Annotated in this window: 34 protein-coding genes; 17 read left to right on the forward strand and 17 right to left on the reverse strand. The window is 66.3% G+C overall.

Annotated features, from left to right (window positions below; translation table 11 throughout):
* The first annotated feature begins 112 nt into the window (after positions 1–112).
* The 5 genes from E4487_RS16860 to E4487_RS16880 all read left to right on the forward strand — a co-directional run bounded on the left by E4487_RS16860 (position 113) and on the right by E4487_RS16880 (position 3,794).
* Positions 113–1,222: a sensor histidine kinase gene (locus E4487_RS16860; protein WP_175253913.1), complete on the forward strand. Its 1,110-nt coding sequence runs from the start codon at positions 113–115 to the stop codon at positions 1,220–1,222.
* Entirely contained in the window at positions 1,219–1,878 is a 660-nt protein-coding gene (locus E4487_RS16865; RefSeq protein ID WP_037048164.1) for a response regulator, read from the forward strand. The genes E4487_RS16860 and E4487_RS16865 overlap by 4 nt, the downstream gene beginning before the upstream one ends.
* On the forward strand, positions 1,878–2,690 hold the full coding sequence (locus E4487_RS16870; protein WP_175253914.1) for a PAS domain-containing protein: 813 nt from the start codon (positions 1,878–1,880) through the stop codon (positions 2,688–2,690). Before E4487_RS16865 ends, E4487_RS16870 begins: the two co-directional genes overlap by 1 nt.
* 64 nt (positions 2,691–2,754) lie before the next feature.
* Positions 2,755–3,465 carry an AzlC family ABC transporter permease gene (locus tag E4487_RS16875; protein WP_037048161.1) on the forward strand — a complete coding sequence of 237 codons (711 nt, stop codon included), beginning with the start codon at positions 2,755–2,757 and terminating at the stop codon, positions 3,463–3,465.
* Positions 3,465–3,794, forward strand: coding sequence for an AzlD domain-containing protein (locus tag E4487_RS16880; protein WP_047591165.1), 330 nt, complete (start codon positions 3,465–3,467; stop codon positions 3,792–3,794). The genes E4487_RS16875 and E4487_RS16880 overlap by 1 nt, the downstream gene beginning before the upstream one ends.
* A 34-nt stretch (positions 3,795–3,828) precedes the next feature.
* On the opposite strand, the gene E4487_RS16885 is transcribed toward E4487_RS16880, so the two are convergent.
* The 7 genes from E4487_RS16885 to E4487_RS16915 all read right to left on the reverse strand — a co-directional run bounded on the left by E4487_RS16885 (position 3,829) and on the right by E4487_RS16915 (position 7,831).
* On the reverse strand, positions 3,829–4,416 hold the full coding sequence (locus tag E4487_RS16885) for a putative glycolipid-binding domain-containing protein (protein WP_175253915.1): 588 nt from the start codon (positions 4,414–4,416) through the stop codon (positions 3,829–3,831).
* Between the two features lie 162 nt (positions 4,417–4,578).
* Complete coding sequence (locus E4487_RS16890) at positions 4,579–4,920, reverse strand: HopJ type III effector protein (RefSeq protein WP_047591163.1); 342 nt, start codon at positions 4,918–4,920, stop codon at positions 4,579–4,581.
* A complete protein-coding gene (locus E4487_RS16895) occupies positions 4,920–5,210 on the reverse strand; it encodes a DUF1244 domain-containing protein (protein WP_047591161.1) in 291 nt (96 codons plus the stop codon). Before E4487_RS16895 ends, E4487_RS16890 begins: the two co-directional genes overlap by 1 nt.
* 65 nt (positions 5,211–5,275) lie before the next feature.
* A complete protein-coding gene (gene folX / locus E4487_RS16900) occupies positions 5,276–5,647 on the reverse strand; it encodes a dihydroneopterin triphosphate 2'-epimerase (RefSeq protein ID WP_037048148.1) in 372 nt (123 codons plus the stop codon).
* Entirely contained in the window at positions 5,647–6,207 is a 561-nt protein-coding gene (folE, locus tag E4487_RS16905; RefSeq protein ID WP_037048146.1) for a GTP cyclohydrolase I FolE, read from the reverse strand. The genes folX and folE overlap by 1 nt, the downstream gene beginning before the upstream one ends.
* Positions 6,208–6,232: 25 nt before the next feature.
* Positions 6,233–6,943, reverse strand: coding sequence for a dihydromonapterin reductase (gene folM / locus E4487_RS16910; RefSeq protein WP_037048144.1), 711 nt, complete (start codon positions 6,941–6,943; stop codon positions 6,233–6,235).
* Positions 6,944–7,264: 321 nt separating this feature from the next.
* Positions 7,265–7,831: an antibiotic biosynthesis monooxygenase gene (locus tag E4487_RS16915; protein WP_037048141.1), complete on the reverse strand. Its 567-nt coding sequence runs from the start codon at positions 7,829–7,831 to the stop codon at positions 7,265–7,267.
* Between the two features lie 301 nt (positions 7,832–8,132).
* Here E4487_RS16915 and E4487_RS16920 point away from each other — a divergent pair, with 301 nt between their 5' ends.
* The gene (locus tag E4487_RS16920; protein ID WP_167519246.1) at positions 8,133–9,086 is read left to right on the forward strand and encodes a MerR family transcriptional regulator; all 954 of its coding nucleotides are present in this window, start codon (positions 8,133–8,135) and stop codon (positions 9,084–9,086) included.
* Positions 9,087–9,109: 23 nt separating this feature from the next.
* Here the strand turns inward: E4487_RS16920 and E4487_RS16925 are convergent, their stop codons facing one another.
* On the reverse strand, positions 9,110–9,718 hold the full coding sequence (locus E4487_RS16925; RefSeq protein WP_150605546.1) for a PilZ domain-containing protein: 609 nt from the start codon (positions 9,716–9,718) through the stop codon (positions 9,110–9,112).
* A gap of 66 nt (positions 9,719–9,784) precedes the next feature.
* Positions 9,785–10,231 carry a PAS sensor domain-containing protein gene (locus tag E4487_RS16930; protein ID WP_037048127.1) on the reverse strand — a complete coding sequence of 149 codons (447 nt, stop codon included), beginning with the start codon at positions 10,229–10,231 and terminating at the stop codon, positions 9,785–9,787.
* A gap of 102 nt (positions 10,232–10,333) precedes the next feature.
* On the opposite strand from E4487_RS16930, the gene E4487_RS16935 reads away from it, so the two are divergent.
* The 9 genes from E4487_RS16935 to E4487_RS16975 all read left to right on the forward strand — a co-directional run bounded on the left by E4487_RS16935 (position 10,334) and on the right by E4487_RS16975 (position 16,451).
* Positions 10,334–10,783 carry a flavodoxin gene (locus E4487_RS16935; protein ID WP_150605545.1) on the forward strand — a complete coding sequence of 150 codons (450 nt, stop codon included), beginning with the start codon at positions 10,334–10,336 and terminating at the stop codon, positions 10,781–10,783.
* 1 nt (position 10,784) lies between these two features.
* Entirely contained in the window at positions 10,785–11,252 is a 468-nt protein-coding gene (locus tag E4487_RS16940) for a cupin domain-containing protein (protein ID WP_150609979.1), read from the forward strand.
* Between the two features lie 160 nt (positions 11,253–11,412).
* On the forward strand, positions 11,413–12,189 hold the full coding sequence (locus E4487_RS16945) for a class II aldolase/adducin family protein (protein ID WP_371923158.1): 777 nt from the start codon (positions 11,413–11,415) through the stop codon (positions 12,187–12,189).
* The gene (locus E4487_RS16950; RefSeq protein WP_175253916.1) at positions 12,186–13,097 is read left to right on the forward strand and encodes an alpha/beta fold hydrolase; all 912 of its coding nucleotides are present in this window, start codon (positions 12,186–12,188) and stop codon (positions 13,095–13,097) included. The genes E4487_RS16945 and E4487_RS16950 overlap by 4 nt, the downstream gene beginning before the upstream one ends.
* Complete coding sequence (locus tag E4487_RS16955) at positions 13,076–13,606, forward strand: DUF1569 domain-containing protein (protein ID WP_134676775.1); 531 nt, start codon at positions 13,076–13,078, stop codon at positions 13,604–13,606. The genes E4487_RS16950 and E4487_RS16955 overlap by 22 nt, the downstream gene beginning before the upstream one ends.
* Before the next feature lie 101 nt (positions 13,607–13,707).
* Positions 13,708–14,619, forward strand: a complete 912-nt coding sequence (locus E4487_RS16960; protein ID WP_037048115.1) for an SDR family oxidoreductase — start codon at positions 13,708–13,710, stop codon at positions 14,617–14,619.
* 159 nt (positions 14,620–14,778) lie between these two features.
* Positions 14,779–15,387 (forward strand): DUF2846 domain-containing protein, encoded by a 609-nt coding sequence (locus E4487_RS16965; protein ID WP_047591144.1) that lies wholly within the window; start codon positions 14,779–14,781, stop codon positions 15,385–15,387.
* Between the two features lie 86 nt (positions 15,388–15,473).
* Positions 15,474–16,058 (forward strand): DJ-1/PfpI family protein, encoded by a 585-nt coding sequence (locus E4487_RS16970; RefSeq protein ID WP_172979219.1) that lies wholly within the window; start codon positions 15,474–15,476, stop codon positions 16,056–16,058.
* 90 nt (positions 16,059–16,148) lie between these two features.
* Positions 16,149–16,451, forward strand: a complete 303-nt coding sequence (locus E4487_RS16975; RefSeq protein ID WP_037048108.1) for a ribbon-helix-helix domain-containing protein — start codon at positions 16,149–16,151, stop codon at positions 16,449–16,451.
* Between the two features lie 244 nt (positions 16,452–16,695).
* Here E4487_RS16975 and E4487_RS16980 read toward each other — a convergent pair whose 3' ends face one another.
* From E4487_RS16980 to E4487_RS17010, 7 genes are read right to left on the reverse strand one after another with little or no spacing between them, the layout of a single operon-like run.
* Positions 16,696–18,174 (reverse strand): ATP-binding protein, encoded by a 1,479-nt coding sequence (locus E4487_RS16980; RefSeq protein WP_175253917.1) that lies wholly within the window; start codon positions 18,172–18,174, stop codon positions 16,696–16,698.
* Positions 18,171–18,827 (reverse strand): response regulator transcription factor, encoded by a 657-nt coding sequence (locus E4487_RS16985; RefSeq protein ID WP_047591139.1) that lies wholly within the window; start codon positions 18,825–18,827, stop codon positions 18,171–18,173. Before E4487_RS16985 ends, E4487_RS16980 begins: the two co-directional genes overlap by 4 nt.
* A gap of 19 nt (positions 18,828–18,846) precedes the next feature.
* Complete coding sequence (locus E4487_RS16990; RefSeq protein ID WP_150609969.1) at positions 18,847–19,497, reverse strand: tetratricopeptide repeat protein; 651 nt, start codon at positions 19,495–19,497, stop codon at positions 18,847–18,849.
* 12 nt (positions 19,498–19,509) lie between these two features.
* Complete coding sequence (locus E4487_RS16995) at positions 19,510–20,301, reverse strand: SDR family oxidoreductase (RefSeq protein ID WP_134676771.1); 792 nt, start codon at positions 20,299–20,301, stop codon at positions 19,510–19,512.
* 4 nt (positions 20,302–20,305) lie between these two features.
* Positions 20,306–20,965 carry a TenA family transcriptional regulator gene (locus E4487_RS17000; RefSeq protein WP_037048100.1) on the reverse strand — a complete coding sequence of 220 codons (660 nt, stop codon included), beginning with the start codon at positions 20,963–20,965 and terminating at the stop codon, positions 20,306–20,308.
* A complete protein-coding gene (locus tag E4487_RS17005) occupies positions 20,962–22,410 on the reverse strand; it encodes an AMP-binding protein (protein ID WP_175253918.1) in 1,449 nt (482 codons plus the stop codon). Before E4487_RS17005 ends, E4487_RS17000 begins: the two co-directional genes overlap by 4 nt.
* A complete protein-coding gene (locus E4487_RS17010) occupies positions 22,394–23,083 on the reverse strand; it encodes a thermostable hemolysin (RefSeq protein ID WP_175253919.1) in 690 nt (229 codons plus the stop codon). The genes E4487_RS17005 and E4487_RS17010 overlap by 17 nt, the downstream gene beginning before the upstream one ends.
* A gap of 258 nt (positions 23,084–23,341) precedes the next feature.
* On the opposite strand from E4487_RS17010, the gene E4487_RS17015 reads away from it, so the two are divergent.
* Positions 23,342–24,190: a tetratricopeptide repeat protein gene (locus tag E4487_RS17015; RefSeq protein ID WP_175253920.1), complete on the forward strand. Its 849-nt coding sequence runs from the start codon at positions 23,342–23,344 to the stop codon at positions 24,188–24,190.
* Between the two features lie 29 nt (positions 24,191–24,219).
* Entirely contained in the window at positions 24,220–24,699 is a 480-nt protein-coding gene (locus tag E4487_RS17020; RefSeq protein WP_051800529.1) for a YegJ family protein, read from the forward strand.
* Positions 24,700–24,717: 18 nt separating this feature from the next.
* Here the strand turns inward: E4487_RS17020 and E4487_RS17025 are convergent, their stop codons facing one another.
* Positions 24,718–25,116, reverse strand: coding sequence for a ketosteroid isomerase-related protein (locus tag E4487_RS17025; protein WP_175253921.1), 399 nt, complete (start codon positions 25,114–25,116; stop codon positions 24,718–24,720).
* Positions 25,117–25,212: the final 96 nt, after the last annotated feature.

The following is a 25,212-nucleotide window of genomic DNA, read 5'->3' on the forward strand; positions in this document are numbered from 1 at the left end:
GTCGGTGATTTCCCTAAAGGAAATAATCTTTCTTGTCAGTGCTTTGCAGGGCGGCGTGGGGGCATGGAATTTGCTGGTCCCATCCACCATCACGGGCCATGGCGGAGAGCGCATGCTCCAGTTGCTACTGCGTACCTTCCTGGTCGAGCGTCGACCGCGAGACGTGCCGGAACCGCCGGCCTATCGCCAGGCACTCGCCGCATTGCCCCTGCGTCTGTTGCAGCAGGCCGGTGCCGATGCGCCGTTGCTGGAGCTGCTGCCGCACCTGCAGCGGGCATTGCAGGCGGCGGCCGTGCAGCTGTCGTTGCCGCAGCTCGGCGCACCCGGCTGGCGCCACCTGGGGACAGCGGAAGACTGGGTGGCGGGCGACTGTCCCGCGCACTGCATCGAACCGCCCTTGCCGGGCCGGGTGCGCCTCTGCCCGGGCTGTCTGGCCCAGGGCCGCTACCGTGCCCTGGCCGGCCTTTACCAGGAGGACCGGCAGGGGGCGCTGTTGCGGGTGGATTTCCCGCAGCGCCCGCAGCTGTGGCAGCGCGAGCGCCTGCGTGAGATGAGCCGCCCCCTGGGCGAGACGTTGCAGGCTTTCGCCGAGGAGCGGCTTCTGCGTCGACGCGAGCTGAGCGCCGAGCGCGGCGTGCTGGCGCGGGAGCTGCACGATTCGGTGGCGCAGCAGCTCAGTTACCTGCAGATCCGCGCCAGCCGCCTGCAGACCGTGCTGGACGAGCGCCAGCACGATGCCGCGCAGGTCATGCTCGATGACTTGCGCGATGGCCTGCGGGTCATGCACCGGCAGGTGCGCGAACTGATCAGCAGCGCGCGGCTGACCATGGATGGCCGCTCGCTGCGCCAGGCGCTGGAAAGTTCGGTGGAGGAGTTCTCGCGCAGCAGCGGCTGCGTCTTCAGCCTGGACAACCGCCTGCCGGCCCATGCGCTGCCGAGCGAGGCGCAATTGCAGGTGCTGCAGATCGTGCGCGAGGCGCTGGCCAACGTCGTGCGCCATTCGCATGCGCGGCAGGTGTGGATCCGCCTGTGGCCACAGGGCAGCGGCGCGGTGGTCGAGGTGCATGACGACGGTGTCGGCTTGCCGGTGCAGCCGCCCGAGGGCGGGCATTTCGGTGTGACGATCATGCGTGAGCGGGCGGCGGCCATCGGCGCGCAGCTGTCGATCGAGTCGGCGCCGGGGCGCGGCACCTGCGTGCGCCTGCACTGGGGGCGGACATGAGCGCGCCCTTCAGCCTGCTGTTGATCGACGATCATCCGCTGCTGCGTCGCGGGCTGGCCGAGCTGTTCGAGTCGTCCGGGGAATTCCGCGTGGTCGGCAGCGTCTCCGGCGGCGCCGCAGGCATCGAGCTGGCGCGGCGCGTGGAGCCGCAGATGATCCTGCTCGACCTGCACATGCCCGGTCTGGATGGCCTGGACACCCTGCACATGCTCAAGCTCGACCTGCCGGCCAGCCGGGTCATGGTGCTGACCGCCTCGGCCGCCCGCGACGATCTGCTGGCTGCGTTGCGGGCAGGTGCCGATGGCTATCTGCTCAAGGACCGCGAGCCGGAGGAACTGCTGGATGCGGTGCGGGCCTGTGCCAGTGGGCAGGCGCGGCTCGATCCGGCGCTGTCGGCGCTGCTGGCCGGCGGCATGCGCGATGACGTGTCGCACGAGCCCGCGCGTGTCGAGCTGACCGAACGTGAGCGGCAGACGCTGGCGCTGATCAGCGAAGGCTTCAGCAACAAGCTGATTGCCCGGCAACTGGGTATCAGCGAGGGCACGGTGAAGGTCTACGTGAAGCATCTGCTGAGCAAGCTCAACCTGCGTTCGCGCCTGGAACTGGCGGCCTGGGCGCATCGAAGCCAACTGATCGATGGCGCGGGAGGGCAGTGATGAAGCGGCTGATCCATTATCTGGGCCGCCTGGGTGGCCGCGTGGCCAGGGCCGAGGCCGGCGCGCTGGGTTTCGATGAACTGCCGGTGGCGCTGATCCAGCTGGACGCGGCCGGGACGATGCTGCGTGGCAATCGTGGCTGGGAGCTGCTCAGCGGGCGGCGCGTGGGCGACTGCCTGGGCCTCGACCACCGCCAGTTCCTGCACATCGAGGATCGCAACCTGTGGCAGCAGGCGATGCAGGGCCTGGAGACAGGCGCGGCACCCTGGGTCGGCAGCCTGCGCTACCTCGGCCCGGCTGGCGAGCTGCACTGGGTCGAGGTGCGCCTGGCCCGGCGGCCGGGGGGCTATGTCGCCAGCCTGGCCGACATCAGCGCCCAGGTCCCCGTGCACCAGCAGTTGCAGGCGCGCCATCGCAGCCTCAACAACCTGCTCGATGGCCTGCCGCTGATGGTCTACCGCTGCCGCAACAATCGCCACTGGAGCATGGAGTACGTCAGCGCCGGCTGCCTGGAGCTGACCGGCCATGCGCCGCAGGCGCTGGTCGACAGCCAGAGTCTGACGTTCAACAGCCTGATTCATCCGCAGGATCGCGAGCGGGTCTGGCGTCGTGTCCAGGAGGGCGTGCGTGCCGCACGACCGTTCGCCTTCGACTATCGCCTGCTGTGCGCTGACGGCAGCGAGAAGGCGGTCAGCGAACGTGGCCGTGGCATCTACTCGGACCTCGGCGATCTGCTCGGGCTCGAGGGGGTGGTGATGCAGCGCGACCTCGACCCGGCCTGCGTGCAGGAGATCGTCGCCGGTTTCTACTGACAGCAAGAACGTTCAAGACCCGACCCGGAGCGCCTGGCTAAGCTCGTCTGCCCAAGGAGGTTCCATGTCCCGTCAACACGAGTTCACCCAGGGTGCCCGCGATATGCTGCCCATGCTGCTCGGCGCCATTCCCTTCGGCATCATCTTCGGCAGCCTGGCCGGTTCCGCCGGGCTCGATCCCTGGCAGACGCAGGGAATGTCCCTGCTGGTCTTCGCCGGCTCGGCGCAGTTCATCGCCATCAGCCTGCTGGCGGGCGGTGCCGGCATCGCCGTGGTGCTGCTGACCACGTTCGTGGTCAACCTGCGCCATGCCCTGTACAGCGCCAGCATGCAGCCCCACGTGCGCCACCTGCCCAAGCGCTGGCGCATGCCGCTGGCCTTCTGGCTCACCGACGAAGCCTACGCGGTGGTGGTGCAGCGTTATGCGCGGGGTGATCAGGGCGCCCATCGCCACTGGTATTTCCTCGGTGCGGCGCTGGCCATGTACTGCAACTGGCAGCTGTGTACGCTGGTCGGCGTGCTGTTCGGCCAGGCCGTGCCGAACATCGGTGCCTGGGGCCTGGACTTCGCCATGCTGGCGACCTTCATCGGCATCGTCGTGCCGATGCTGCGCAACCAGCCGCAGGTCGCCGCCGCCCTGGTCGCGGCAGGCGTCGCGCTGGCCTGCCATGCGCTGCCCTACAAGCTCGGGCTGATGGCCGCCGCAGCCAGCGGCATCGTCGTCGGGGTATGGCTGGAGCGGCGTCGGCCGCTGCTGCAGGAGGAGCTGGTCTGATGGATATCTGGTTGCTGATCCTCGGCATGCTGGCGATTACCTTCGTCACCCGCTACAGCCTGTTCGCTTTCCCCGACCTGCGATTCCCGCCCCTGGTCCGGCAAGGGCTGCATTACGTGCCGACCGCCGTGCTGAGCGCCATCGTGGTGCCGGGCATGCTGTTGCCAGACGGGCAGCACTGGGCGCTGAGCTGGAACAACGCCTACCTGCTGGCCGGCCTGGCGGCCATCGCCATTGCCGCCTGTACCCGGCATCTGCTGGCGACCATCGGCGGCGGCTTGCTGGTGTTCTTCCTGTTGCGCTGGGCGTTCGGGCAACTGCCCATCTGACGACGGGCGGCGCCAGCGTCGCGCCTCGCGCCCTCTACACCAGCGCGCTGACCTTCAGTTCGCGCTGGCTCAGGCGCAGGTAGTGTTCGCTGGCCTTGAGCAGCAGGGCCTGGTCGTCGACGCTCAGCTCCTGATGTTCACGGCCTTCGGCCTGGCTGCGGTACAGGCTCTCGCCAGGGCGACGCTGCAGGCACTGGTAGCGTTGCTGGCGCGCCTCCACCTTGAGGCTCAGCAGGTCGACGTAGGCGACGCGCATCTCGTCGCTCTGCCCGGTTTCCAGGGCACTGCGTTGCAGCGGCGGCGTGTGGGTGAAGGGCGAGGCCGACAACATGACGTGCTGGCACTCCTGCAGGTCCGGGCGATGCTCGCCGTCGAGCAGCCAGCGGCCACGCAGATCGCGCTGCAGGCAGATGCGGCGCTGGCCGTGGTTGTCGACCTTGAGCCAGAGGCGACGGAAGCGCCAGCGTGTGTCACAGTCGATCAGGTAGTTGGCAACGATGCTGTTGCCCTTGATCACTTGCATGAGGTGGCTGGTCGCGTGGATGCCGTGGGCATCCTGACTCAGGCGCAGGGTTTCCACGCCGGGGGTGTGCCAGGGTTTCCATACCAGGGTCTGCTGCATCGGTCGACTCCATGCCGAGCGCGAAACAGGAGGGAAGGGCGACTGCGCGCAGAACACGTTCCCTCGTGTTCCATGAGTTGTTATGGCGCGCAGCATAAAGCGATGGCAATGTGATGTCTGTCAGCATTTGCTGACAATTGCGCAATTTTTTGCGCTGCAGTTTCAGGCTTTTCGGGTGAGCGGTTGCTGCTCGAAGGTGACGCCTTCCAGGCCGTGGGCCTGCAGTGCGCGAATGTTGCCGTGGTCACTGCCCTGCGGCGTGGCCAGCACACTGCGGTAGTGCTCGCCGAAGGCGCGCAGCGCTTCTTCCTGGCTGAAGCCTTCCAGCAGTGCCAGGCCCAGGGTCTTGCACGAACCTTCGTTCTGTCCGGCGGCGTTCTCCACGGCGCCATTACGGAAGGCGCTGGGCTGGTAGTCGTAGTGCTCGGCGACGAAGGCCAGGGTTTCGCTGAAGGCGAAATCGTCCTGCAGCAGGCGGCTGCGCAGGGCGCTGAGAGCGGTCATCAGTGTTTTCCTTGTTCGAATGCGGCCTTCTGTTCGGCCGATGCTTCTGTCTGGTACTTGGCTTTCCAGTCGGCGTAGGGCATGCCGTACACCATCTCGCGAGCCTGATCGACGCTGACCTCGAGGCCCTGGTCGTCGGCCGCGGCCTTGTACCACTTCGACAGGCAGTTGCGGCAGAAACCGGCCAGGTTCATCAGGTCGATGTTCTGCACGTCAGAGCGCGTGCGCAGGTGCTGCAGCAGGGCGCGAAAGGTTGCGGCTTCCAGTTCCAGACGTTGTTGTTCGGTCATGGCGGGCTCTCCGGGATTAGATGGCGGCGATGATAAGAGCCTCGCCGGGAGGCAGCAAGCCGCCGTCAGCGATGGCCGGCGAGGGTGATGGAGACCGATTCGGCGAAGCGCAGGGCATGGGGTTTGTCCACTTCCACCTCGGCGTAGCGCACGGCCTGGTGGGCCATGACCAGGTCGAGAATCTCCTGCGTCAGGCGTTCCAGCAGGGCGAAGCGGTTGCCTTCGACATGGGCGATGATCGCCTTGGTGATGGTGCGGTAGTTGAGGGCGTGGTCGATGTCGTTGACTTCCACGGCATCGACTGCCGGATAGAGGATGGTCAGGTTGATCAACACGTCCTGCTTGTTGTTGATCTCCTCTTCCTTGATGCCGATGTAGGTGCGCAGGCGCAGGTCCTTGACGCGGATGCGCGCCATTCCGGGTTCCAGTCGCGGCATTAGCTGTTCCGTCCGATCAATTGCAGGAATTCGTGACGAGTGTTGCAGGACTCGCGGAAAGCACCAAGCATTACCGAGCTGCTCATCACCGAGTTCTGCTTCTCCACGCCGCGCATCATCATGCACATGTGCTTGGCTTCGATCACCACGGCGACGCCGGCGGCGTTGGTCACGCGGGCAATGGCATCGGCGATCTGCTTGGTCAGGTTTTCCTGGATCTGCAGACGCCGCGCGTACATGTCGACGATGCGCGCCACCTTGGACAGGCCCAGCACCTTGCCGGTGGGGATGTAGGCCACGTGCGCCTTGCCGATGAAGGGCAGCAGGTGGTGCTCGCACAGCGAGTACAGCTCGATGTCCTTGACGATCACCATCTCGTCGTTGTCGGACTCGAACAGCGCGCCGTTGACGATCTCTTCCAGCGACTGCTGATAGCCATGGCAGAGGTACTGCATGGCCTTGGCCGCGCGTTTGGGCGTGTCGAGCAGGCCTTCGCGCTCGGGGTTTTCACCGAGGCCCTTGAGAATTTCGCGGTAGTGCTGGGAAAGGGGTTCGCTCATGGCAGTGTCCTGATGAGTGGGCGCCTCACTTGAGGTGGCGACCACCATTGAGGGTAAGGGTGGTTCCGGTCAGGTAGGGGTTGTCGAGCAGGTAGCGCAGGCTCTGATAGAAGGCCTGTGGGCCGGGCTCGATACCCAGCGCCGATTTCTCCAGGGCCTTGGCGCGATAGGCCTCGTCGTCACCCGCGTTGAACATCAGCAGTGCCGGGGCGATGCCATTGACCTTGATACGGGGGGCCAGGCGTGCGGCGAACGACAGGGTCAGACTCTCCAGGCCGGCCTTGCTGGCGCAATAGGCCGAACGATTGGCGCTGCCCTTGCGCACCACGTCGTCGCTGACGTGGACGATATCTGCCTGTTCGGACTGCAGCAGCAATTCGCTGCAGTGCAGGTTGATCAGGTAGGGCGCGAGCATGTGCACGGTGAACAGCTGGCGGAAGACTTCGGCTTCCGCGCCTGGCGTTTCCGCCAGCCACTGCGAGGCGTTGTGCACGATGGCACGCAGGCCTCGGCACTGGCTCCTGAGCTGTTCGATGAAACGCATGATGCCGGCTTCGTCGCTGAAGTCCGCCTGCAGGGCAATGGCGCCACGCTCACGCAACCGCGCGATGCTGTCGCGTTCCTGGCGATAGCTGATGATCACCGGTTGACCCTCGTCGAGCAGGCGCTCGGCGCAGTACAGGCCGACCCGCTGGCCGGCACCGGTGATCAGAATGGGTAAAGAGGCAGCGCTCATGTGCGACTCACGCAGAAAGGGCGAAGGCCTGGCTGTACCGCCCTTGGGTACCTGACCAGTGGCAGGCGGCACGCACCAAGCCATGGACAACGCTATACCAGAGCTGTCGCTTGTACAACCATGTGAAGCGTGCGGGTTTAGCGTCTGGGTCAGCTGGCTTGCCCATTTTGCTGACTTTAAAGGATTTTTTGCTCAGTTATGCTTGGCAGCTTGTTGTACTTTATTTGTACATTGATTGGTATGTGTATAGGTTTTCGGCGGCCAGCGGGCAGAACGCGACCGGCCAGCACAGGGCTGGCCGGTCGTCGAAACGGTCAAGGGTCAGGGTTTGCCGATGCTGGCGGCACGCCTGCTCAGACGCGTCTGATAGTTACCTTGCAGCCAGGGTTCGAGCAGCCGGGTCGAGAGCGGTATGAACAGGTAGGTCATCAGTGGCGTCAGGGCCAGCGTCGACAGCAGTATGCGGGTCACCAGCGACAGGTCCGCCAGCCAGGGGCCGAACAGCAGGTTGAAGGCCAGCGAGACGGGAAAGAAGGCCAGCCAGATGGCCACGCTCTGTTTCCAGCGCGGAGGTTGGCGAAGGCTGCTGCCGAACCAGGCATCGAGGCCGACGGCACGTTTCTCCTGGGGCTGGGCGAACAGGCCGGCGCCCCGTGCGAGCCAGGCCTGGCGCGAGGCCGAGTGTTCCCAGGAGGCCATGGTCTGCTCGTCGCTGAAGCGGAACACGATCTGGAATTCGTCGTCACCTGGCGGTGGCGCCAGTACGCCGGAGCCGAGATAGCCGGGGAAGTCGGTGGCGAGGTGTTCGCCTTCACGCAGCCAGGCGATGAAGTCGTGATAACGACCGTTGGCGACGCGGCGCGCCACCATGAGGGTAACAGGGGACATTGTGTATCTCCTCGAATGTTGCCTTGGCCGGGTGGGGCATCAGGCGCTGTCGGGCACGGGGTGCTGTGCTCGACGAAAAATGCAGCAAGGATTATTCCGGTTTTGTGCAAATTAGCCAGCCCCCTCATATGGCGCGGGCTCACAGCCGCCAGGCGCGCAGGCAGGCGCTGTCGAGCTGCACCCAGGCAGGGCGCATGGCGCCGTTGGAGCTGCATTGTTGTGCAGCGCACGGCGTTGTATAGGGTGTGTGCACATGCTGGGTTACAATGCCGGCCTGTCACTTGCCGCGATGCCCGAAGCCATGTCCGAACTCGCTGGTGTCACTTCACTTGCGTCCAATGCCTTGAAGCAGGAAGAGCTGTTCCCGATCCGCGAGGTGTCGCGTCTGACCGGGGTCAACCCTGTCACCCTGCGTGCCTGGGAGCGGCGCTACGGGCTGATCCAGCCGACGCGTACCGACAGTGGCCATCGTCTCTACTCCCAGGCCGACATCGACGCGGTGCGCAGCATCCTGGCCTGGATCGAGCGCGGTGTTGCGGTCAGCAAGGTCGGTTCCATCCTGGCCAAGAGCGCCAACAGTCGCACGGCTCCGGCGCCGGCCTACAACGAGGTCAGCGGTGATGACTGGAGCCAGTGGCAGGAGCAGCTGCGCAGTGCCCTGCAGCATTTCGACGAGGCCAGCGTGGCGCGCCTGTATGGGCAGATCTTCTCCTGCTACCCCTTGCCGGTGGTGTTCCAGGACATCCTCATGCCGGTCTGGCAGGAGCTGCTGCTGCGCCAGGACGATCCGGGCCAGCGCAGTGAATGGCTGATGCTCGATGCCTTCCTGCGCGGACGTTGCTGGCAGCGCCTGCAGCTGGGGCGCGACGAGTCGCGGCAGCGCGTGCTGCTGGTGGCATTGCCGAATCACTGTCGGGAGCTCGAACTGCTGGTCGCCGCGCTGCTGCTCGGCAGTCATGACATCGACGTGACGGTGATGGGGCCGGGCACGCCGCTGACCGACCTGGCGCTGGTTTGTGAGCGCATGCAGCCGCACGCGCTGGTCATCTTCAGCCAGCAACCGCCTGGCGACGAGCTGCCACGACAACTGACGCGTCTCGCACTGGGGCTGCAGTGCCCATTGTTGCTCGCCGGGGAAGGGGCCGATCTGGCCGAGGAGAGCCTGGCCGGCTCGCCAATCGCCTGCCTGGGGAGCGAGGCGCGGCTGATGCAGCGGCGCCTCCGGCAGTTCCTGGCCGGGCATCTCGATACCTGAACGGGGAGCCTGCCGGCGCTGCGTCAGACGATGGCTTCAGGCTGTTGCCGATGCTCGCTGTGCTTCTCGAAGAGATACTGACGCAACGTCTGCTCGTCTTCGGCGTGCAGGGTTTCCACGCTGTAGGCGTAATGCCGACGGTCGACGCGCCGGACCAGGCAGGCGCGCAGCTGCACGCGGCGCTCCATCGGCAGCATCAGTTGCAGCAACTGGTCCTTGGCCGGAGTACCGGCCTTGGCGTACTGCACCAGCATGCCGTTGTTCGACAGCTCCAGCGCCGTCAGTCCACTGGGCTGCTCGTTGCCGTCGAGCAGGGGCAGCGGGCCGGGCAGTTGCAGGCGCCAGGGGCGTTCGTGCAAACCCTGCTCGAAGATCAGCGGGGCGCCAAGCTCCAGGCGTGACTGCGTCTCGCTGTCCTGGACCAGGTACAGCGGAAAGCTCAGGTGCTCGTGGTCGCTGTGGGTGTTCAGGCTCAACTGCCGGGCGTCGCTCACGTGGCTCAGCAGTGCGCTCAGCTGCTCGCCGATGGCCAGCTGCGCGACAGCCGCCGAGCGGGGCGCGCGCAGGGGCTGGGAGATGAGTTCCTGGATGAAGTCCAGCTCGGCCTGGGTCAGCAGCGGGTCGCGTTGCATGGAATGAGACTACAAGGGGGGTAAACCCTTCGGACTGCGTTACCGGCGGATAGTTTTGTCCGTTCGTCAGCTTTTCAGGCGTGCCAGCTCGGCCTTCAGCTCGGCCACTTCGCTTTCCAGCTCCTTGACGCGCTGCTGGGCCTGCACCTGCTCGGTGACGTCCTTCTGGATGCCGATGTAGTAGGTCAGCTGGTCGCCTTCGTTGAGCACCGGGGTGATCGACAGCTCGTTCCAGAAGGCGCTGCCGTCCTTGCGGTAGTTGCGGATGATCTGGCGGCAGGGCCGTTGCGCCTTGACCGCATCGCGAATCGCCTGCAGGCCGGCCTGTGCGCGGTCGCTGCCCTGCAGGAAACGACAGTCCTGGTAGAGGATGTCGTCGCTGGCGTAGCCGGTCAGACGCTCGAACGCCGCGTTGGCATAGATGAGGATGTTGTCTTCACCTTCCTGCTCGGCCACCACGATTCCGTCGTTGGAGGCGTCGACTACCAGTTGCAGTAGCTTGGCATTGATCATCGGTTCGATTCCGCAAAGGATATGCAGAGCATTCTAAAACATCGGGTCATGCTGTCTACTTGCGGCATAATGCGCGGCGTTTTTCCTGTTTCTGGAGTTGTCATGAAAGTCGCCATCGTCTCGGGATCGGTCTACGGCACGGCCGAGGAAGTCGCCCGCCACGCCGAGCGTCAGCTCAAGGCCGCCGGGCTGGATGCCTGGCACAAAGCGAACATGAGCCTCGATGAACTGCTGGCGTTCGCCCCCGATGCCTTGCTCACCGTCACCTCCACCACCGGCATGGGCGAGCTGCCGGACAACCTGCTGCCGCTGTACAGCGAGCTGCGTGACCGTCTGCCGGCCATGGCGGGGCGACCCGCCGCAGTGCTGGCGCTGGGCGACTCCAGCTATGACACCTTCTGTGGCGGCGGCGAGCTGATGCGCGAGCTGTATGCCGAGCTGGGCCTGCGCGAGGCGGTCGAGATGCTGCGCCTGGACTCCAGCGAGACGGTCACCCCGGAAAGCGACGCCGAGCCCTGGCTGCAGGCGCTGGCTACTGCGCTGAAGGACTGACATGCACCCGCGTGCGCGGCAGTTGATCGAGCGCCTCGGCCTCGACGCGCATCCGGAGGGCGGTTTCTACCGGCGGCTGTTCGTTGCCTCGCAGCGCGATGCGCAGGGGCGGGCGGCCTCCAGCGCCATTCTGTTCCTGCTGCCGGGTGGAGTGGTGAGTCGCTGGCACCAGGTCGATGCCGATGAGCTGTGGCATTTCCACGAGGGCGATCCGTTGCAACTGCTGATCGCCGATGCGCCTGGCAGCCCGCGTTGCGAGCTGCTCGGTCCCGTCGAGGGCGAGCAGTTGCCGCAGCGCGCCGTGCCTGCCCATGCCTGGCAGGCCGCCCGCTCGACAGGGGCCTACACCCTGGTCGGCTGCAGCGTGGCACCGGAGTTTCAGTTCGCCGGCTTCCGCTTGCTGGCCGATGATCAGCACGCACAGGCGCAGTGGCCGCAGCTGGTGGCCGAGTATCCCGAGCTGCTCTGACACGCCGATCACCGCGGCGAATACCCGCTTATCGCCCCTCGGCGCGCCAGCCTCGTGACCCGCAAAGCCATCAAGATGGCTGCCAGGGAGACTACCGCCCGACAGGCGCAGGACTAGACTGCGGACACCACCGACCAACAAGAATATCGAGGTGACCGCCGTGAATGCTCCGCTGAAACTCCCTGCCGTGAAGAATCAGGTCTCCGAGGCCGAATGGCGCACCCGCGTCGACCTCGCGGCGTGCTATCGCCTGATCGCGCTGTACGGTTGGGATGACCTGATCTTCACCCATATCTCGGCCAAGGTGCCGGGCACCGAGGATTTCCTCATCAACCCCTACGGGCTGATGTTCCACGAAATCACCGCGTCGAGCCTGGTCAAGGTCGACCTGGCCGGCAGCAAGCTGATGGACAGCCCGTTCGACATCAATCCGGCCGGCTACACCATCCACAGCGCGGTGCACGAGGTGCGCCACGATGTCGGCTGCGTGCTGCATATCCATACGCCGGCGGGCATCGCCGTGTCGGCGCAGAAACAGGGCCTGTTGCCGCTGTCCCAGCAGTCGCTGTTCGTCCTCGCCAGCCTGGCTTACCACGGGTACGAGGGCGTGGCACTGAACCATGACGAGAAGGCGCGCCTGCAGGCCGATCTGGGCGACAAGAACTTCATGATCCTGCCCAACCATGGCCTGCTCACCGCCTTCGGCAGCATCGCCGATGCCTTCCTCGGTATGTTCACCCTGCAACGCGCCTGCGAGATCCAGGTCATGGCGCAGGGCGCGGGCACCGAGCTGATCCACATCCCGCAGCAGATTCTCGATGGCGCCAGGGCGATGATCGCCGGGGTGATGAAGACGCAGCAGGGCATGGGCGGTGCACTGCCCTGGCCGGCACTGCTGCGCAAGCTGGATCAGCAGATGCCGGGCTACGACCAGTGAGCGAACTGCCAGGCATCGACCTGCAGCACTGGCAGGCGCAGGGCCGGACCATGACCTTCGCCGGCCAGCCGATACGCTACTGGCTGGCAGGCGCGGCGGATGCCGAGCCCCTGCTGCTGATCCATGGCTTCCCCACCGCGAGCTGGGACTGGCATCGCCTGTGGGCACCGCTGGCCGGGCGCTACCGGCTGATCGCCTGCGACATGCTCGGTTTCGGCTATTCGGCCAAGCCGCGTGGCCATGCCTACAGCCTGCTGGAGCAGGCCGACCTGCAGCAGGCGCTGCTGGCGCAGGTCGGCGAGCAACGCCCCGTGCACGTGCTGGCGCACGACTATGGCGACAGCGTGGCGCAGGAGCTGATCGCCCGCCATCAAGAGGGGCGCCTGCAACTGGCCAGTTGCGTGTTCCTCAATGGCGGCCTGTTCCCCGAGACCCACCATCCGGTGCGCGTGCAGAAACTGCTGCTGGGCCCCCTGGGGCCGCTGATCGGGCGGCTGTTCTCACGGCGCAAGCTGGCGCAGAGCTTTGCCCGCATCCTCGGTCCGCATACCCAGGCCAGTGAGGCCGAGCTGGATGCGCTGTGGCAACTGATCGAGCACGACAACGGCACGGCGGTGATGCACCGTCTGATCCGCTACATGCCCGAGCGGCGTCAGCAACGCGAGCGCTGGGTCGCGGCGATGCAGGCGACGCAGGTGCCGATGCGCGTCATCGATGGCGCCGTCGACCCCATCTCCGGTGCGCACATGGTGGCGCGCTACCGTGAGCTGATCACGGCGGCCGATACCGTGCTGCTGGAGGGCATCGGCCATTACCCGCAGCTCGAGGCGCCTGACCAGGTGCTCGCGCATTATCTGCAGTTCCGTGATCTGCCGGAGGCCGTGGCATGCAGCGCCGAACACTGCTGAAAGGTACCGCCGTCGCTGGCGTGGCCGCGCTTGGCGCCGGGTTCTGGGCCTTGCCCGGTGGCCCGCGCCCGGCTGCGCTGAGCCTCGCTGCCGCGCAGCAGGTGCTGGCCGATCTGCAGGGCAGGGCGCTGCAGAGCCTGCGCGGCTGGAGCCCGAGCGAGGTGTTCAACCACTGCGCGCAGAGCATCGACTACTCCATCGACGGCTACCCCCGGCTCAAGCCGGCCTGGTTTCGCCACAGCCTCGGGCCTGCGGCGTTCGCCGTGTTCAGCGCACGCGGCGGCATGCGGCACCCGCTCGACGAGCCGATTCCCGGCGCGGCTGCGCTGCTCGAGCCGGACAGCCAGGAAGCCGCGCTGCAGCGGCTGCGCAGCGCCTTCGTGCGTTTCGCCTCATACCAGGGCGAGTTGCAGCCGCATTTCGCCTACGGTGCGCTGAGCCACGGCGAATATGCCGCCGCGCACGTGATGCACCTGTACGACCACCTGAGTCTGCTGCGCCTCGCATAAGGTCGCATTATCGGCCGTCATTCAGGCGCCGCGCGCGCCTTGTGAAGCGTGCGGGGCTGCCTGACACTCGGGGCATTCACATTCTGCCGAGGGAGCTTTCGATGAGCGATGCCATCCGTTTCGAAGATCAAGTGGTCATAGTCACCGGTGCCGGTGGTGGCCTGGGCCGTGCCCATGCCCTGTTGTTCGCCCGTCACGGGGCCCGGGTGGTGGTCAATGATCTGGGCGGCAGCACCCACGGCGAAGGGGCCAACGCGTCGGCTGCGGACAAGGTGGTGGAAGAGATTCGCGCCTTCGGCGGTACGGCGGTAGCCAACCATGATTCGGTCACCGATGGGGACAAGATCGTGCAGACCGCGCTGGATACCTTCGGCCGCATCGACGTGCTGGTCAACAATGCCGGCATCCTGCGCGACAAGAGCTTCCACAAGATGGAAGACGCCGACTGGGACCTGGTCTACAAGGTCCACGTCGAAGGCGCCTACAAGACCACCCGTGCCGCATGGCCGCACCTGCGCGAGCAGAACTTCGGGCGGGTGATCTTCACCTCGTCCACCTCGGGCATCTACGGCAACTTCGGCCAGAGCAACTACGGCATGGCCAAGCTCGGCCTCTATGGCCTGACCCGCACGCTGGCCATCGAAGGGCGCAAGAACAACATCCTGATCAACGCCATCGCGCCCACCGGCGCCACGCGCATGACCGAAGGGCTGATCCCGCCGCAGGTGTTCGAGCAGCTCAAGCCCGAGCTGGTCAGCCCGCTGGTGGTGTACCTCGGTAGCGCCGCCTGCCAGGACACCGGCGGCCTCTACGAGGTCGGTGGCGGCTGGATCGGCAAGGTGCGCTGGGAGCGCAGCCTGGGTGTCGGTTTCGATCCGCGCGCCGGTTTCAGCCCCGACGACGTCGCCGCGCAGTGGCAGCGCATCTGCGATTTCGACGGCGCCGCGCATCCGGCGGACAACGTCGAGGCGCTCAAGGAAATGATGGCGAACCTGCAACAGTACGCACTCTGAGTCACACCCGCAGGGACCAGGGCCGACTTCGATGTCGGCCTTTTTCGTCGTGCTTGCGGCCGCTGGCGCATCGGCGAGGTACCGGGCCGCACTTTCGTCGGGTGCCGTCTGCAGGCACTGCGGCTAAGCTCGACGCATCATCATCAGAAGGAATGACCGATGCGTCGTCTGCTGTCGTCGCTGCCCATCGTCCTGCTTGCCGCCTGTTCCACGCCTGGGGCCTTCTTCGGCGCCACCGAGGGAGAAGTCTTCGAGCCGCATGTGCTCAGCGACGAGAATCGCGCCCTGGTCTACCTCTATCGCCCGCGCAACGACTGGGCCGACCAGGAACTGGAGGCGCCGGGGCTGTTTCTCGACAACCAGCTGATCGGCAGCCTACCGAGCAACGGCTACCTGGCATTCGAATTCGAGGCGGCCAACTACAAGCTGGAAATGCGCCGGCCACTGGCGGGCAGCTTCTGGACCTTGCTGGCCGACGGCCCGCTGGATTTCACCCTGATCTCCAGCTTCACCCTGGATGCTGCCGTCGGCGGCACCTACTACCTGCGTTACGACGAGGACGGCCCACCGCCGCAGGGCGGGGCGCTGCAGAGTGGCGGCGATGGCCCCTTGCAACTGGTCTCGGCCGAGTTGGCGCAGCACGAGCTCGGGGCGACCCGCCTGGTGCAACCGATGGCCCGCATCGCTGCCAGCCACCAGGAGCCGGAGCGACCGCAGCGTGGTTTCTGGCGCTCGATCGGCGAAGCGCTGGACAAGGTCGGTATCTGATCGCGTCGGGGAGTAGTACCCGGTTGTTACCTGTCGGAAGCTTTAGGGGCGAATAATGGCCTCGTTCAACCTACCTTCAGGAGACGATCATGGCTGCCAAGAAAATTCTCATGCTGGTCGGCGACTACGCCGAGGACTACGAAACCATGGTGCCGTTCCAGGCCCTGCAGATGGTCGGTCACACGGTGCATGCGGTGTGCCCGGGCAAGGTCGCGGGGCAGACGGTGCGAACCGCCATCCACGACTTCGAGGGCGACCAGACCTACAGCGAGAAGCCCGGGCACAACTTTGCCCTGAACCATGACTTCGACAAGGTCCGCGCCGAGGATTACGACGCGCTGCTGGTGCCCGGTGGCCGTGCGCCCGAATACCTGCGACTGAATGCGGACGTCGTCGCCCTGGTCAAGGCGTTCGCCAGCGCGGACAAGCCCATCGCTGCGGTTTGCCACGGCCCGCAACTGCTGGCGGCCGCCGGTGTGCTGGAAGGACGCGAGTGCAGCGCCTACCCGGCCTGTGCGCCGGAGGTGGGGCTGTCTGGCGGCACCTACGTGGATATTCCGGTGGACCAGGCGCACGTGCAGGGCAAGCTGGTCACGGCGCCGGCCTGGCCTGCGCATCCGGCCTGGCTGGCGGCGTTTCTCAAGGTGCTGGGGACGGAAATCCGTCTGTAGCGAAACGTGGCCCGGAGCGGATTCGGGGTGCATCATGGCGCCATTCCCCGAACGCATCCGGGCCGCAACGCCCGAGAGGAGACAGCGCCGATGTGCGAACTCTATGTGAAGGCCGATCCGATTCTCTACGAGTCGCGCTCACGCTCGCTGCGCATTCGTGGCGTGGTCACCACCTTGCGCCTGGAGAACCAGTTCTGGGACATCCTGCGTGAAATCGCCGAAGTCGATGGCATGACCACCAACCAGCTGATCACCAAGCTCTACGAAGAGGTCATGGACCTGCGTGGCGAGGTGGTCAACTTCGCCTCGTTCCTGCGCGTCAGCTGCACCCGCTACCTGGCGCAGAAGGCCGGGCGGCAGGTGCCGTTGCGGGTGGTGGGCGCGGGCAGCTGAATCAGAGATACATCCAGAAGTTCGGATGCGCTTCCGCGGGTGTGTCGGCGGCTTGCCGGGCGGGACGGGACGACTGCAGGAAACGTTTGATCAGGCTCATGTCTGGGGCTCCTGGGTGATGAGGCGAACAGGCGGCCATGATCGGTGTGGCAGTCTCATTGAGAAACTGGATTGTTTCTATGCTGGCAATTATCAATGGCTATGCCTGAGCGATTGCCCGCCACTTCAGCGGGCAACCGGCGCCTCAGGCCAGGCGTCGAGGCAGGCGTACGCTGACCTGCAAGCCACCGAGCGGCGAGTCTTCCAGGCTGATGCTGCCCTGATGCAACTCCACCACCCGGCGTACGATGGACAGCCCCAGCCCCGCACCCTGGCCGTCGCCGAGACGAAAGAAGCGTTCGAACAGGCGCTCGCGCAGTTCCGCCGGTACCCCGGGGCCGCTGTCCTGCACCTGCAGCACCAGCGCCTGCGCGCTGGCCAGCAACTGGACCTGGATGCAGCCACCGGCGGGTGTGTACTGCACTGCGTTGCTCACCAGGTTCTGCAGCAGAATACCCAGGCTTGGCGCGTCGGCGACGAGGTCGTAGTCACCCTGATCGTCGGCTTCCAGGACCAGGTCCTGCTGGCGGTTCAGGGCCAGCGGGGTGAGCTCGGCCAGTTCGCTGCGCAGGAAGGCCAGCAGGTCCGTCTTGCCCATGCTCAGGCGCACGCTGTTGGGGTCGAGGCGCGCCAGGGTCAGCAACTGGGCCACCACGCGGGTGGCGCGGTCGACACCGCCGCCCAGCTGGCGCAGGGCTTCGTCGCGGTCAGCGGCATCCGGCGCTTCCAGGGCGTTCTGCGCGTGGATACGCAGCACCGCCAGCGGCGTGCGCAGTTCGTGCGCGGCATCGGCGATGAAACGTTTTTCCTGCTCCAGCAACTGGTTGACCTGCAGCAGCAGACGGTTGAGCGCGGCGGCCATCGGTTCCAGCTCGTTGGGCAGCGGCGGGAAGACCAGCGGCGACAGGTTGTCCGGTGCCCGGCCACGAATGGCGTCGGCCATGCGCTGCAGGGGGCTGAGGCCCCAGCCGACCGCCAGCCACAGCAACAGCCCGACCAGCGGCAGGCCGATCAGCAACGGCTGCAGGCTGCGCTGGGCGATCTTGCCGATCAGCTCGCCGCGCACATCCTCGCGTTCGCCAGCCAGTACCCAGTGGTAGTCGCGGCTGTCATGCAGGACGAATACCCGCCAGCGATGCTCGCCGATGTTCAGCGTGTGGTAGCCGATCAGGTAGCGGGCCAGCTGCGCCAGGCGCTCGCGCATCGGCTGTTCGCCATCGGGCAGGGCCAGGCCGAGCTGCTCGATCATGTCGTTGAGCAACCCCGGCGGGGCGCTGGCGGACTGGAACAGCAGCTCGCCATCGTCGTCGAGCATCTGGAAGGCCAGCTTGCCTTCGTATTCGTGGCCGAGCAGGTTCTCCGGGTTGCGCGCGCTGTGCAGCAGCAGCGCCTCGTCGAGCACCGTCTGCATCTCGCGGCGCCCGCTCTCGTCGAGGTCATGACGTATCAGCCCCATCAGCAGGCGCGCGGTCTGCGACAGCTGGGCGTCGAACAGCTCGCGCACCTCGTGCACGGAGTCGTTGTAGATCTTGTGGCTGATCAGGCCGAAGCTGGCGGCGAGCATCAGCAGCAACAGAACCAGCAGGCGGGTGCGGATGGAGCCGAAGGTCTTCAGCACCCTCATTTGTCCACCAGATAACCGACGCCACGCACGGTGCGGATCAGCTCCGGGAAGAACTTCTTGCGCAGGTGGTGCACGTGCACTTCCAGGGCGTTGCTTTCCACTTCCTCATCCCAGCCATACAGCGCCTGCTGCAGCTTGTCGCGGGTCAGCACGCGGCCGGGCTGGATCAGCAATTCGTGCAGCAGGAGGAATTCCTTGCGCGGCAGGTTCACGGTCTGGCCCTGGTACTCGACCAGCTGGCTGGCCGGGTCGAGGCGCACGCCGCGGTATTCCAGTGCCGGTTGCGGGCGCTGGAAACTGCGCCGCAACAAGGCCCGCAGGCGCGCCTTGAGTTCGGCCACGTCGAAGGGCTTGACCAGGTAATCATCGGCGCCGGCATCGAGCCCGGCGATGCGGTCGCCGGTGGCATCGCGGGCGGTGAGGATCAGCACCGGCACCGGGTTGGCGGCGGCCCGCAGGTGCTTGAGCACCTGCAGGCCGTCCATGCGCGGCAGACCGAGGTCGAGGATGACCAGTTCGAAGCTTTCGTGGCTCAGGGCGTGCAGGGCGCTGGCGCCGTCCTGCAGCCAGTCCACGGTGTAGCCCTCGGGTTTCAGCGCGGTACGAATGCCTTCGCCCAGGGCCGGGTCGTCTTCGACGAGAAGAATGCGCATGGCAGCTCCTGCAGATGAATTACTTGAGTTTACCCTCGACCTGCTGCAAAAGCGCCTGGGCTTCCGCGCGGCGTCCCTTGTCAGCCAGTTCGCGGCCTGGACGGTCCTTGGCGGCCAGGGCTTTCTGCAGTGCGTCACGGGCTTCTGCGTAGCGCTTCTTGCGCTGCAGGTAGTCAGCGTAGAAGTAGTTCGGGTCGATGCCGTCGGGGTTGATCGCCAGGGCCTGCTTGAGCAGCTTCTCGGCTTCGTCGTCGTCACCGAAACCGATTGGCCAGCCGGGCACCTGGTAGTACAGGCTGCCGAGGCTGGTGTAGGCCGAGCCGGCCAGTGCCTGCGGGTCGATCGCCAGGGCTTGCTCCAGGCTGGACTTGGCCTGCTTGACCAGGCTCAGCGCGCCGAGGCCACCCTTGGCGCCAGCCTGGGTGCTGAGGATGATGCCGCGCCAGATCAGCAGCTCCGGCGCCTTGGGTTCGCCGGCCAGGGCCGCGTCGGCCTGCGTGACCAGCTTGCCGAAGGCTTCTTCGCGCTGCTTCTCCGGCAACTGGTAGTTGATCTCGGCCCAGCGCGTCTGCAACTGATGCAGCTGGGTCTGGCCGCCCTCGCTCAGGGCGAAGGCGGGCAGGGCGGCACAGCCGAGCGCGGCGATGATCAGGGTGCGAAATGCGTTCACGGGGCAATCTCCTCAGTGCTTGTGACGGGCGAAGCGTTGAATGATCGGCAACTGCTTGCGCAGGGCCTGGTCGACCACCCGCGGCAGCAGGCCGTTGAGGCGCACGAACAGGCGCTCGGGCCAACCCAGGTAGCGTTCTTCCTGCTCGTGGCGAATGGCCTGGAGCAGCTCGCCGGCGACCTGCTCGGGGTCGTCCATGGCCACCCCCAGCTCGTCGTTCATCGCCACCACGCTGGGCGCGTTCATCGGCGTGCGGGTGGCCCGTGGCGCGAAGTAGAGGACGCCGACGTTGGTGTCGGCCAGTTCGCGGCGCAGCGCTTCGGAGAAACCGCGCAGGGCGAACTTGCTCGCGCAGTAGGCGGCGAAGCCCGGGTAGCCGATGGTGCCGAAGGTGGAGCCGACGTTGATCAGCAGGGCCCGGCGCTGTGCCCGCAGCAGTGGCAGCAGGCGCTGGGTCAGTTGCAGTGTGGCGGTGACGTTGAGACCGATCAGCTCGGCGATCTGCTGCTCGTCCTGCTGGTCGAGCAGGCCGAAGCGGTTGACCCCGGCCGCGTTGATCAGACAGTTGAGCCCGCCGAAGTTCTGCGCCGCGGCGACCAGCGCATCCCGCCCGGCCCGTGTACCGATGTCGGCCTGGACCAGCTGGATCTGTTGCGGAAAGCGCTTGAGCAGCGGCTCCAGCGGCTCCAGGCGGCGGCCGGCCAGCAGCAGGTGGGCCCCCTCGCTGGCCAGGCGCTCGGCCAGGGCCTGGCCGATGCCACCACTGGCGCCGGTGAGCAGGGCGCGGCAGTCCGTTGGTTGCATGGCGTCACTCCTCGGTGGACAGCGGCAGGCTGCGGAACATGTCGCCGTACAGGCGGTAGACCACCTTGGCGGTGTGCACCACGGCGGCCTTGTCGTCGTCGTTGTCCAGGCGGTTCATCAGCTTCTTGAAGAACTCGATGTGCTCCAGGTCCAGGCTGCCGTGGGAGTTGAGGTAGCTGAACGCCTTGTTCGGCAGTTGCAGCTTGTCCTGGATGATGCCGGCCGCCTGGGTGGCCAGGGCGATGCTGGTGCCTTCGAGGACGTTGACCATGCCGAAGAAACTCACCGGGTTGTGTCGGGCGATGCGGTCGTAGACATAGGCCACCATCAGTTCGGTGGGCAGGCGCGGGGTGCCGTTGCGCACCGCTTCCTGATCGGCGCCGCAGGCGGCGATGTCGTTGAGTACCCACTCCTGGTGGCCGTACTCCTCCTCGATGTACTCGGCGATGGCCTCGCGCAGCCACTCCAGGCGCTCCGGCAGGCGCGCGCCGCAGGCCATCAGCAGCGGCACGGTGTGCTTGACGTGGTGGTAGGCCTCGGTGAGGAAGGCGATGTAGCTGTGCAGGGCGACCTGGCCGGTCATCGCCTGCTGGATGATCGGTGCCCCGAGCAGGTAGTCGCGTTCGGCCTGGGTCTGGGCCAGCAGGGATTCGTAGAAGCTCATGCGTGTACTCCTTCGGTCATCAGTTGGCTGATGGCGGCTTGGTAATGGTTGAACAGGGCAGGGCGGCGCAGGCGGCCGTTGGCCGTGGCCAGGTCGTTGCTCGCGCTGAAAGGCGTATCGGCGCGCAGCCAGTGGTGCACGCGGGCGTAGTCCGGCAGGTCCTGGTTGACCGCGTCCACGGCCGCCTGCAACTGCGCGTCGGGGGTGTTGGCAAAGCGTGGCACCAGCACGGCGACGTTCGCCGGCAGCGCCTCGCCATGCAGCCAGGCCTGGGCAATGGGCAGTTGCTGGACCAGCTCGGATTCGACCCACTCCGGGTTGACGTTGCGCCCGTAGGCGGTGATGAACTGATGCTTCTTGCGCCCGTGCAGCACCAGGAAACCCTGCTCGAAATGGCCGAGGTCACCACTGCCCAGCCATTCGCCTTGCGGCGCCGACTCGCCGAGGTAACCGAGCATGCGTGCGCCCTTCACCAGCACCTCGCCGTCGTCTGCCAGCCTGACCTGCAGGTGCCCGAGCGGCTTGCCGGTGCTGCCGATGCGGCGCGCTTGCGGGGTATTGAGGCAGACCACCGAGGCGCACTCGGACAGGCCGTAGCCCTCGAAGATCGGCAGCTCCAGCGCGTCGGCACGTTCCAGCAGCTGCGCGGAGACCCGGCCGCCACCGACCGCGACGAAGCGCAGCGAGCCCGGCACCGGCAGCCTGCGCTCGGCCGCGCTGACCAGCGCCAGCAACAGCTGCGGCAGCAGGATCAGGCTGTTCGGCTGGGCCGCCTGCAGCGCCTGGAGAAAACGCGCCAGGTCGAAGCCGCTGGCGCCGCTCAGGCCGATCCGCGCCATGGGCATCAGTTCCACCCGGGCGCCTGCCAACAGCGGCGCATAGACGCCGGCGATATTCTCCAGCAGGGTGGCCAGCGGCAGGATGCACAGGTGCCGCTGCACGTCACGGCTGGCGCTGGCCTCGACCAGGCTGCCGGCCACCGCCAGTTGCGTGGCCAGATCCAGGCACACGCCCTTGGGCTGGCCGGTGGTGCCGGAGGTGTAGGTGATCTTGCAGGTGCCGGGGTGCAGCTCGGCCACGTGCGCCACGCTGCGGCGATAGATGTCACCCTCCAGGCTGGCGAAACCGGGCGCACCGGCGCCGATCAGCAGGTCGATGCCGGCGCTGTCCAGCACGTGGCGCTGCTGCTCGGCGGAAAAGAACGCCGGCAGCGGTACGCAGACCAGGCCGGCATGCAGCGTTGCCAGATCCCACAGCACCCAGTCGATGCCGTTGTCCAGGGCCAGGGCCACGCGCTGTGCACCCAGCTCGCGCAGGTGCCGGCTGCGGCTGGCCACGGCTGCCAGCAGGCCGTCGTAGGTCAGCTCGTGGCCAACCTCGGCCAGCGCCGTGCGCGGGCCGAAGGTGGCCATGCGCGCGAACAGGGATTCAGCTGCAGACCACATCGGGCATGTCCTCCAGGGCATAGAGCGGTTGATGGCCGAGGCGCGGATAGGCGCCCAGCTGCAGCAGACGCTGATGACCGCCATGGATGTCGCCGGCCATGACCAGCGGGCGGTTGTCGTAGTAACGGCCCCAGTCGGCCAGTTCATCGCCCATGCGCGCCGGATCGGCCTCGCCCAGCGCGATGGGGGTCAGCCCCAGGCGCTGAAAGCTGTTGAGCAGTGTCGGCGTGCCGGTGAAGGTGACCCAGCGAAATCCCAGGGCCACCAGCAGGTCGGTCAGGGCGACGATCAGCAGACGCGCGGCGCCCGGGCTGTCGGCAGCCAGGTTGCCCACCTCCACGACCTCGCCGCGGCCAGGCTGGGCGTGGCCCAGGCGGGCGCCGATGGCGTGCTGGATCGGTTCGTCCAGGTAGCGTTCGAGAAACAGCGGGCCGCTGCTGCCGCTGCGCACGCCGACGGCGCCGAGCAGTTGCCCGGCCTGGTTTTCCAGGCCGAACAGGCAGGGCATGAAGTGCCGGATATGTGCGTCGTACTGCACTTCGAAGCGCTGGCGGATGAACTGCTCCAGCGCCGCGCGGCGGGCGCTGTCGGGAGAAGCCAGGTGAAGTTCGTAACTGTCGCCACGACCGATGCGGGCAACGGGACGATCATGATGCGCCCAAGGTAGTTCCATGTGTGGAACCTCGCTGATGAACCTGGGAGCGATTGTGTGGAGCCTGGCTTAACGTTGTATTAAGTGATGGAAAAACGCGGGATTACCCGCAAAGGGCGGCGGTGGACGGAGGGGCGGCAGGGGCATGAAGGTGATCACAGTTTGTGCCACTATCGGGCCTGCAACCCCGCCAAAGGCTTGCCATGCCCGGAGCACGGTGCTTTGCTGGCCGGCATTCGTGCGCAGACGACACACGACTTCAGATCAAGGATGACCCCCATGCCTGCAAGGCTCATTGCCCGGCGCAGCCTGTTCGCCTGCCTCCTGGCGCTGTTCGCTTCCACCTGCCAGGCGGCTGTGGTGGAGTGCTCGCTGAACACCGACCGATCACAGTTTGGCTCGCAGTTGGAGCTGGCCATCGATGGCGACGCCTGTGCCCAGTTCAGCGTCGGCTTCCTGTTCTATACGCAGCAGGAGTACGAGCAGAGTCGGCTCTGGTATGCCAGTGCGGCGGAGCAAGGCGTCACCCGCGCGGCATTCGAACTCGCCTTGCTGTACCGCGACCAACTGCTGGACGATCCTGGCGCTGAGCGGGTGCGCTGGATGAACATGGCAGCCGAGCAGGGGCTGGTGCATGCGCAGATCGAGCTGGCGTTCGACTACATCGAGAATCCTGGCGATAGCGCTGAGCGGGTCAGGGTCATGTCCTGGCTGGAACAGGCCGCGCAGCAGGGCGACGTCAAAGCCATGTACCTGCTGGGATGGCTCTACGGGAACGACGCCTCGGGCGTTCAGGACATGGCCAGCGACGACGAGCTGGGCATGCACTTCAGCCTGGCCGACGACAAGGCGCTGTACTGGACCTGCCAGGCGGCCGAGAGGGATGATGCCGACGCGCAGATGAGCCTCAGCGATGCCTACAGCTACGGGCGTGGCACCCGCGTCAACCAGGTGCAACGGCGCCTGTGGCTGGAGCGCGCGGCCAGCAACGGCAGCGAGGAGGCCCGTCAGTGGCTGGATACCAGCGACATGGCCTGGTACAGCCGCCTGGAGCGCTGGGTGAAATGGCAACTGGTGGATGAGACGGCGCGTTGCCCGGACGAGGCAATGGCGGCGTTCAGCGAATAGAACAGGCAACTGGCAGGGAGGGAATCCGCATGCGTATCCAACTGGTTTCTGCGTTGTGCGCGCTGAGCCTGGCCGCTCTGGGCGTCCAGGCACGTGACACCAACGAGGTGGTCACCGCCGATCGGCAGGATGCGGCCATTGCCGCCGCGGTGCGCGAGGCGCAGCGTACCCTGGATGACTTCCTGCAACTGGCCGCCGCGCCCCCTGCCGGCACCCAGGGGTTCCGGGTGCAGGTCATGGTCGAGGACGAACATGGCATCGAGACGTTCTGGATCACGCACTTTCGTGTGCTCGATCAGGGCTTCGTCGGCGAGGTGGCCAACGAGCCCCGTGTGGTCAAGAGCGTGACCTGGGGGCAGCAGCTGCGCTTCAGCCGCGAGCAGATCACCGACTGGGGCTACCTGCGCAACGGCCGCCAGGTGGGCAGCTTCACGGTCTGTGCACTGTTCAAGCAGATGCCCGCCGAGCAGGCGGCGTACTACCGCGAGGAGCACGGTTTCGACTGCTGAACGCCCGGCACGCGGCGCTCAACCCACCTGCGCGACCCAATCGCCGAGGTTGTAGTAGTTGCTGATGCGCGCGACCTTGCCGGCCCTGATCTCGAAGAAGGCGCCGGCCGGCAGCACGTAGGTCTGGCCACTCGCCGGCGGCAGGCCTTCGTCGTCGGCCAGGTATTCGCCGTGGACCACGAATTCGGCTGCGGCGCGGTCGCCGCCGGCGTTCTGCATGATCACGATGTCGCTCAGGCGCTCGCGGTAGCAGCGGTTCATCTTGTCCATGAAGGCGGCGAAGGTGGTCTTGCCGACCTGGCGCTCACCCTGGTTGATGTCGTGCACCACGTCGTCGGCCAGCAGGTCGAGGAAGGCGGGCATGTCCCCGGCGTTGAACGCGTCGTAGTAGGCCTGCACCAGTTCGGTGGCGGTCATGGCTAAGTTCCTTTCGTAGCGTGGTTAGTGGTTTGTCGGTTCGCATGATAAGTTCGCCCCTTCTCGTCGGCATAGCCGCCGGCGTCATCCTGCTGC

It is taken from the genome of Pseudomonas sp. BMW13, assembly GCF_013357275.1.
GTDB lineage: Bacteria > Pseudomonadota > Gammaproteobacteria > Pseudomonadales > Pseudomonadaceae > Aquipseudomonas > Aquipseudomonas khazarica.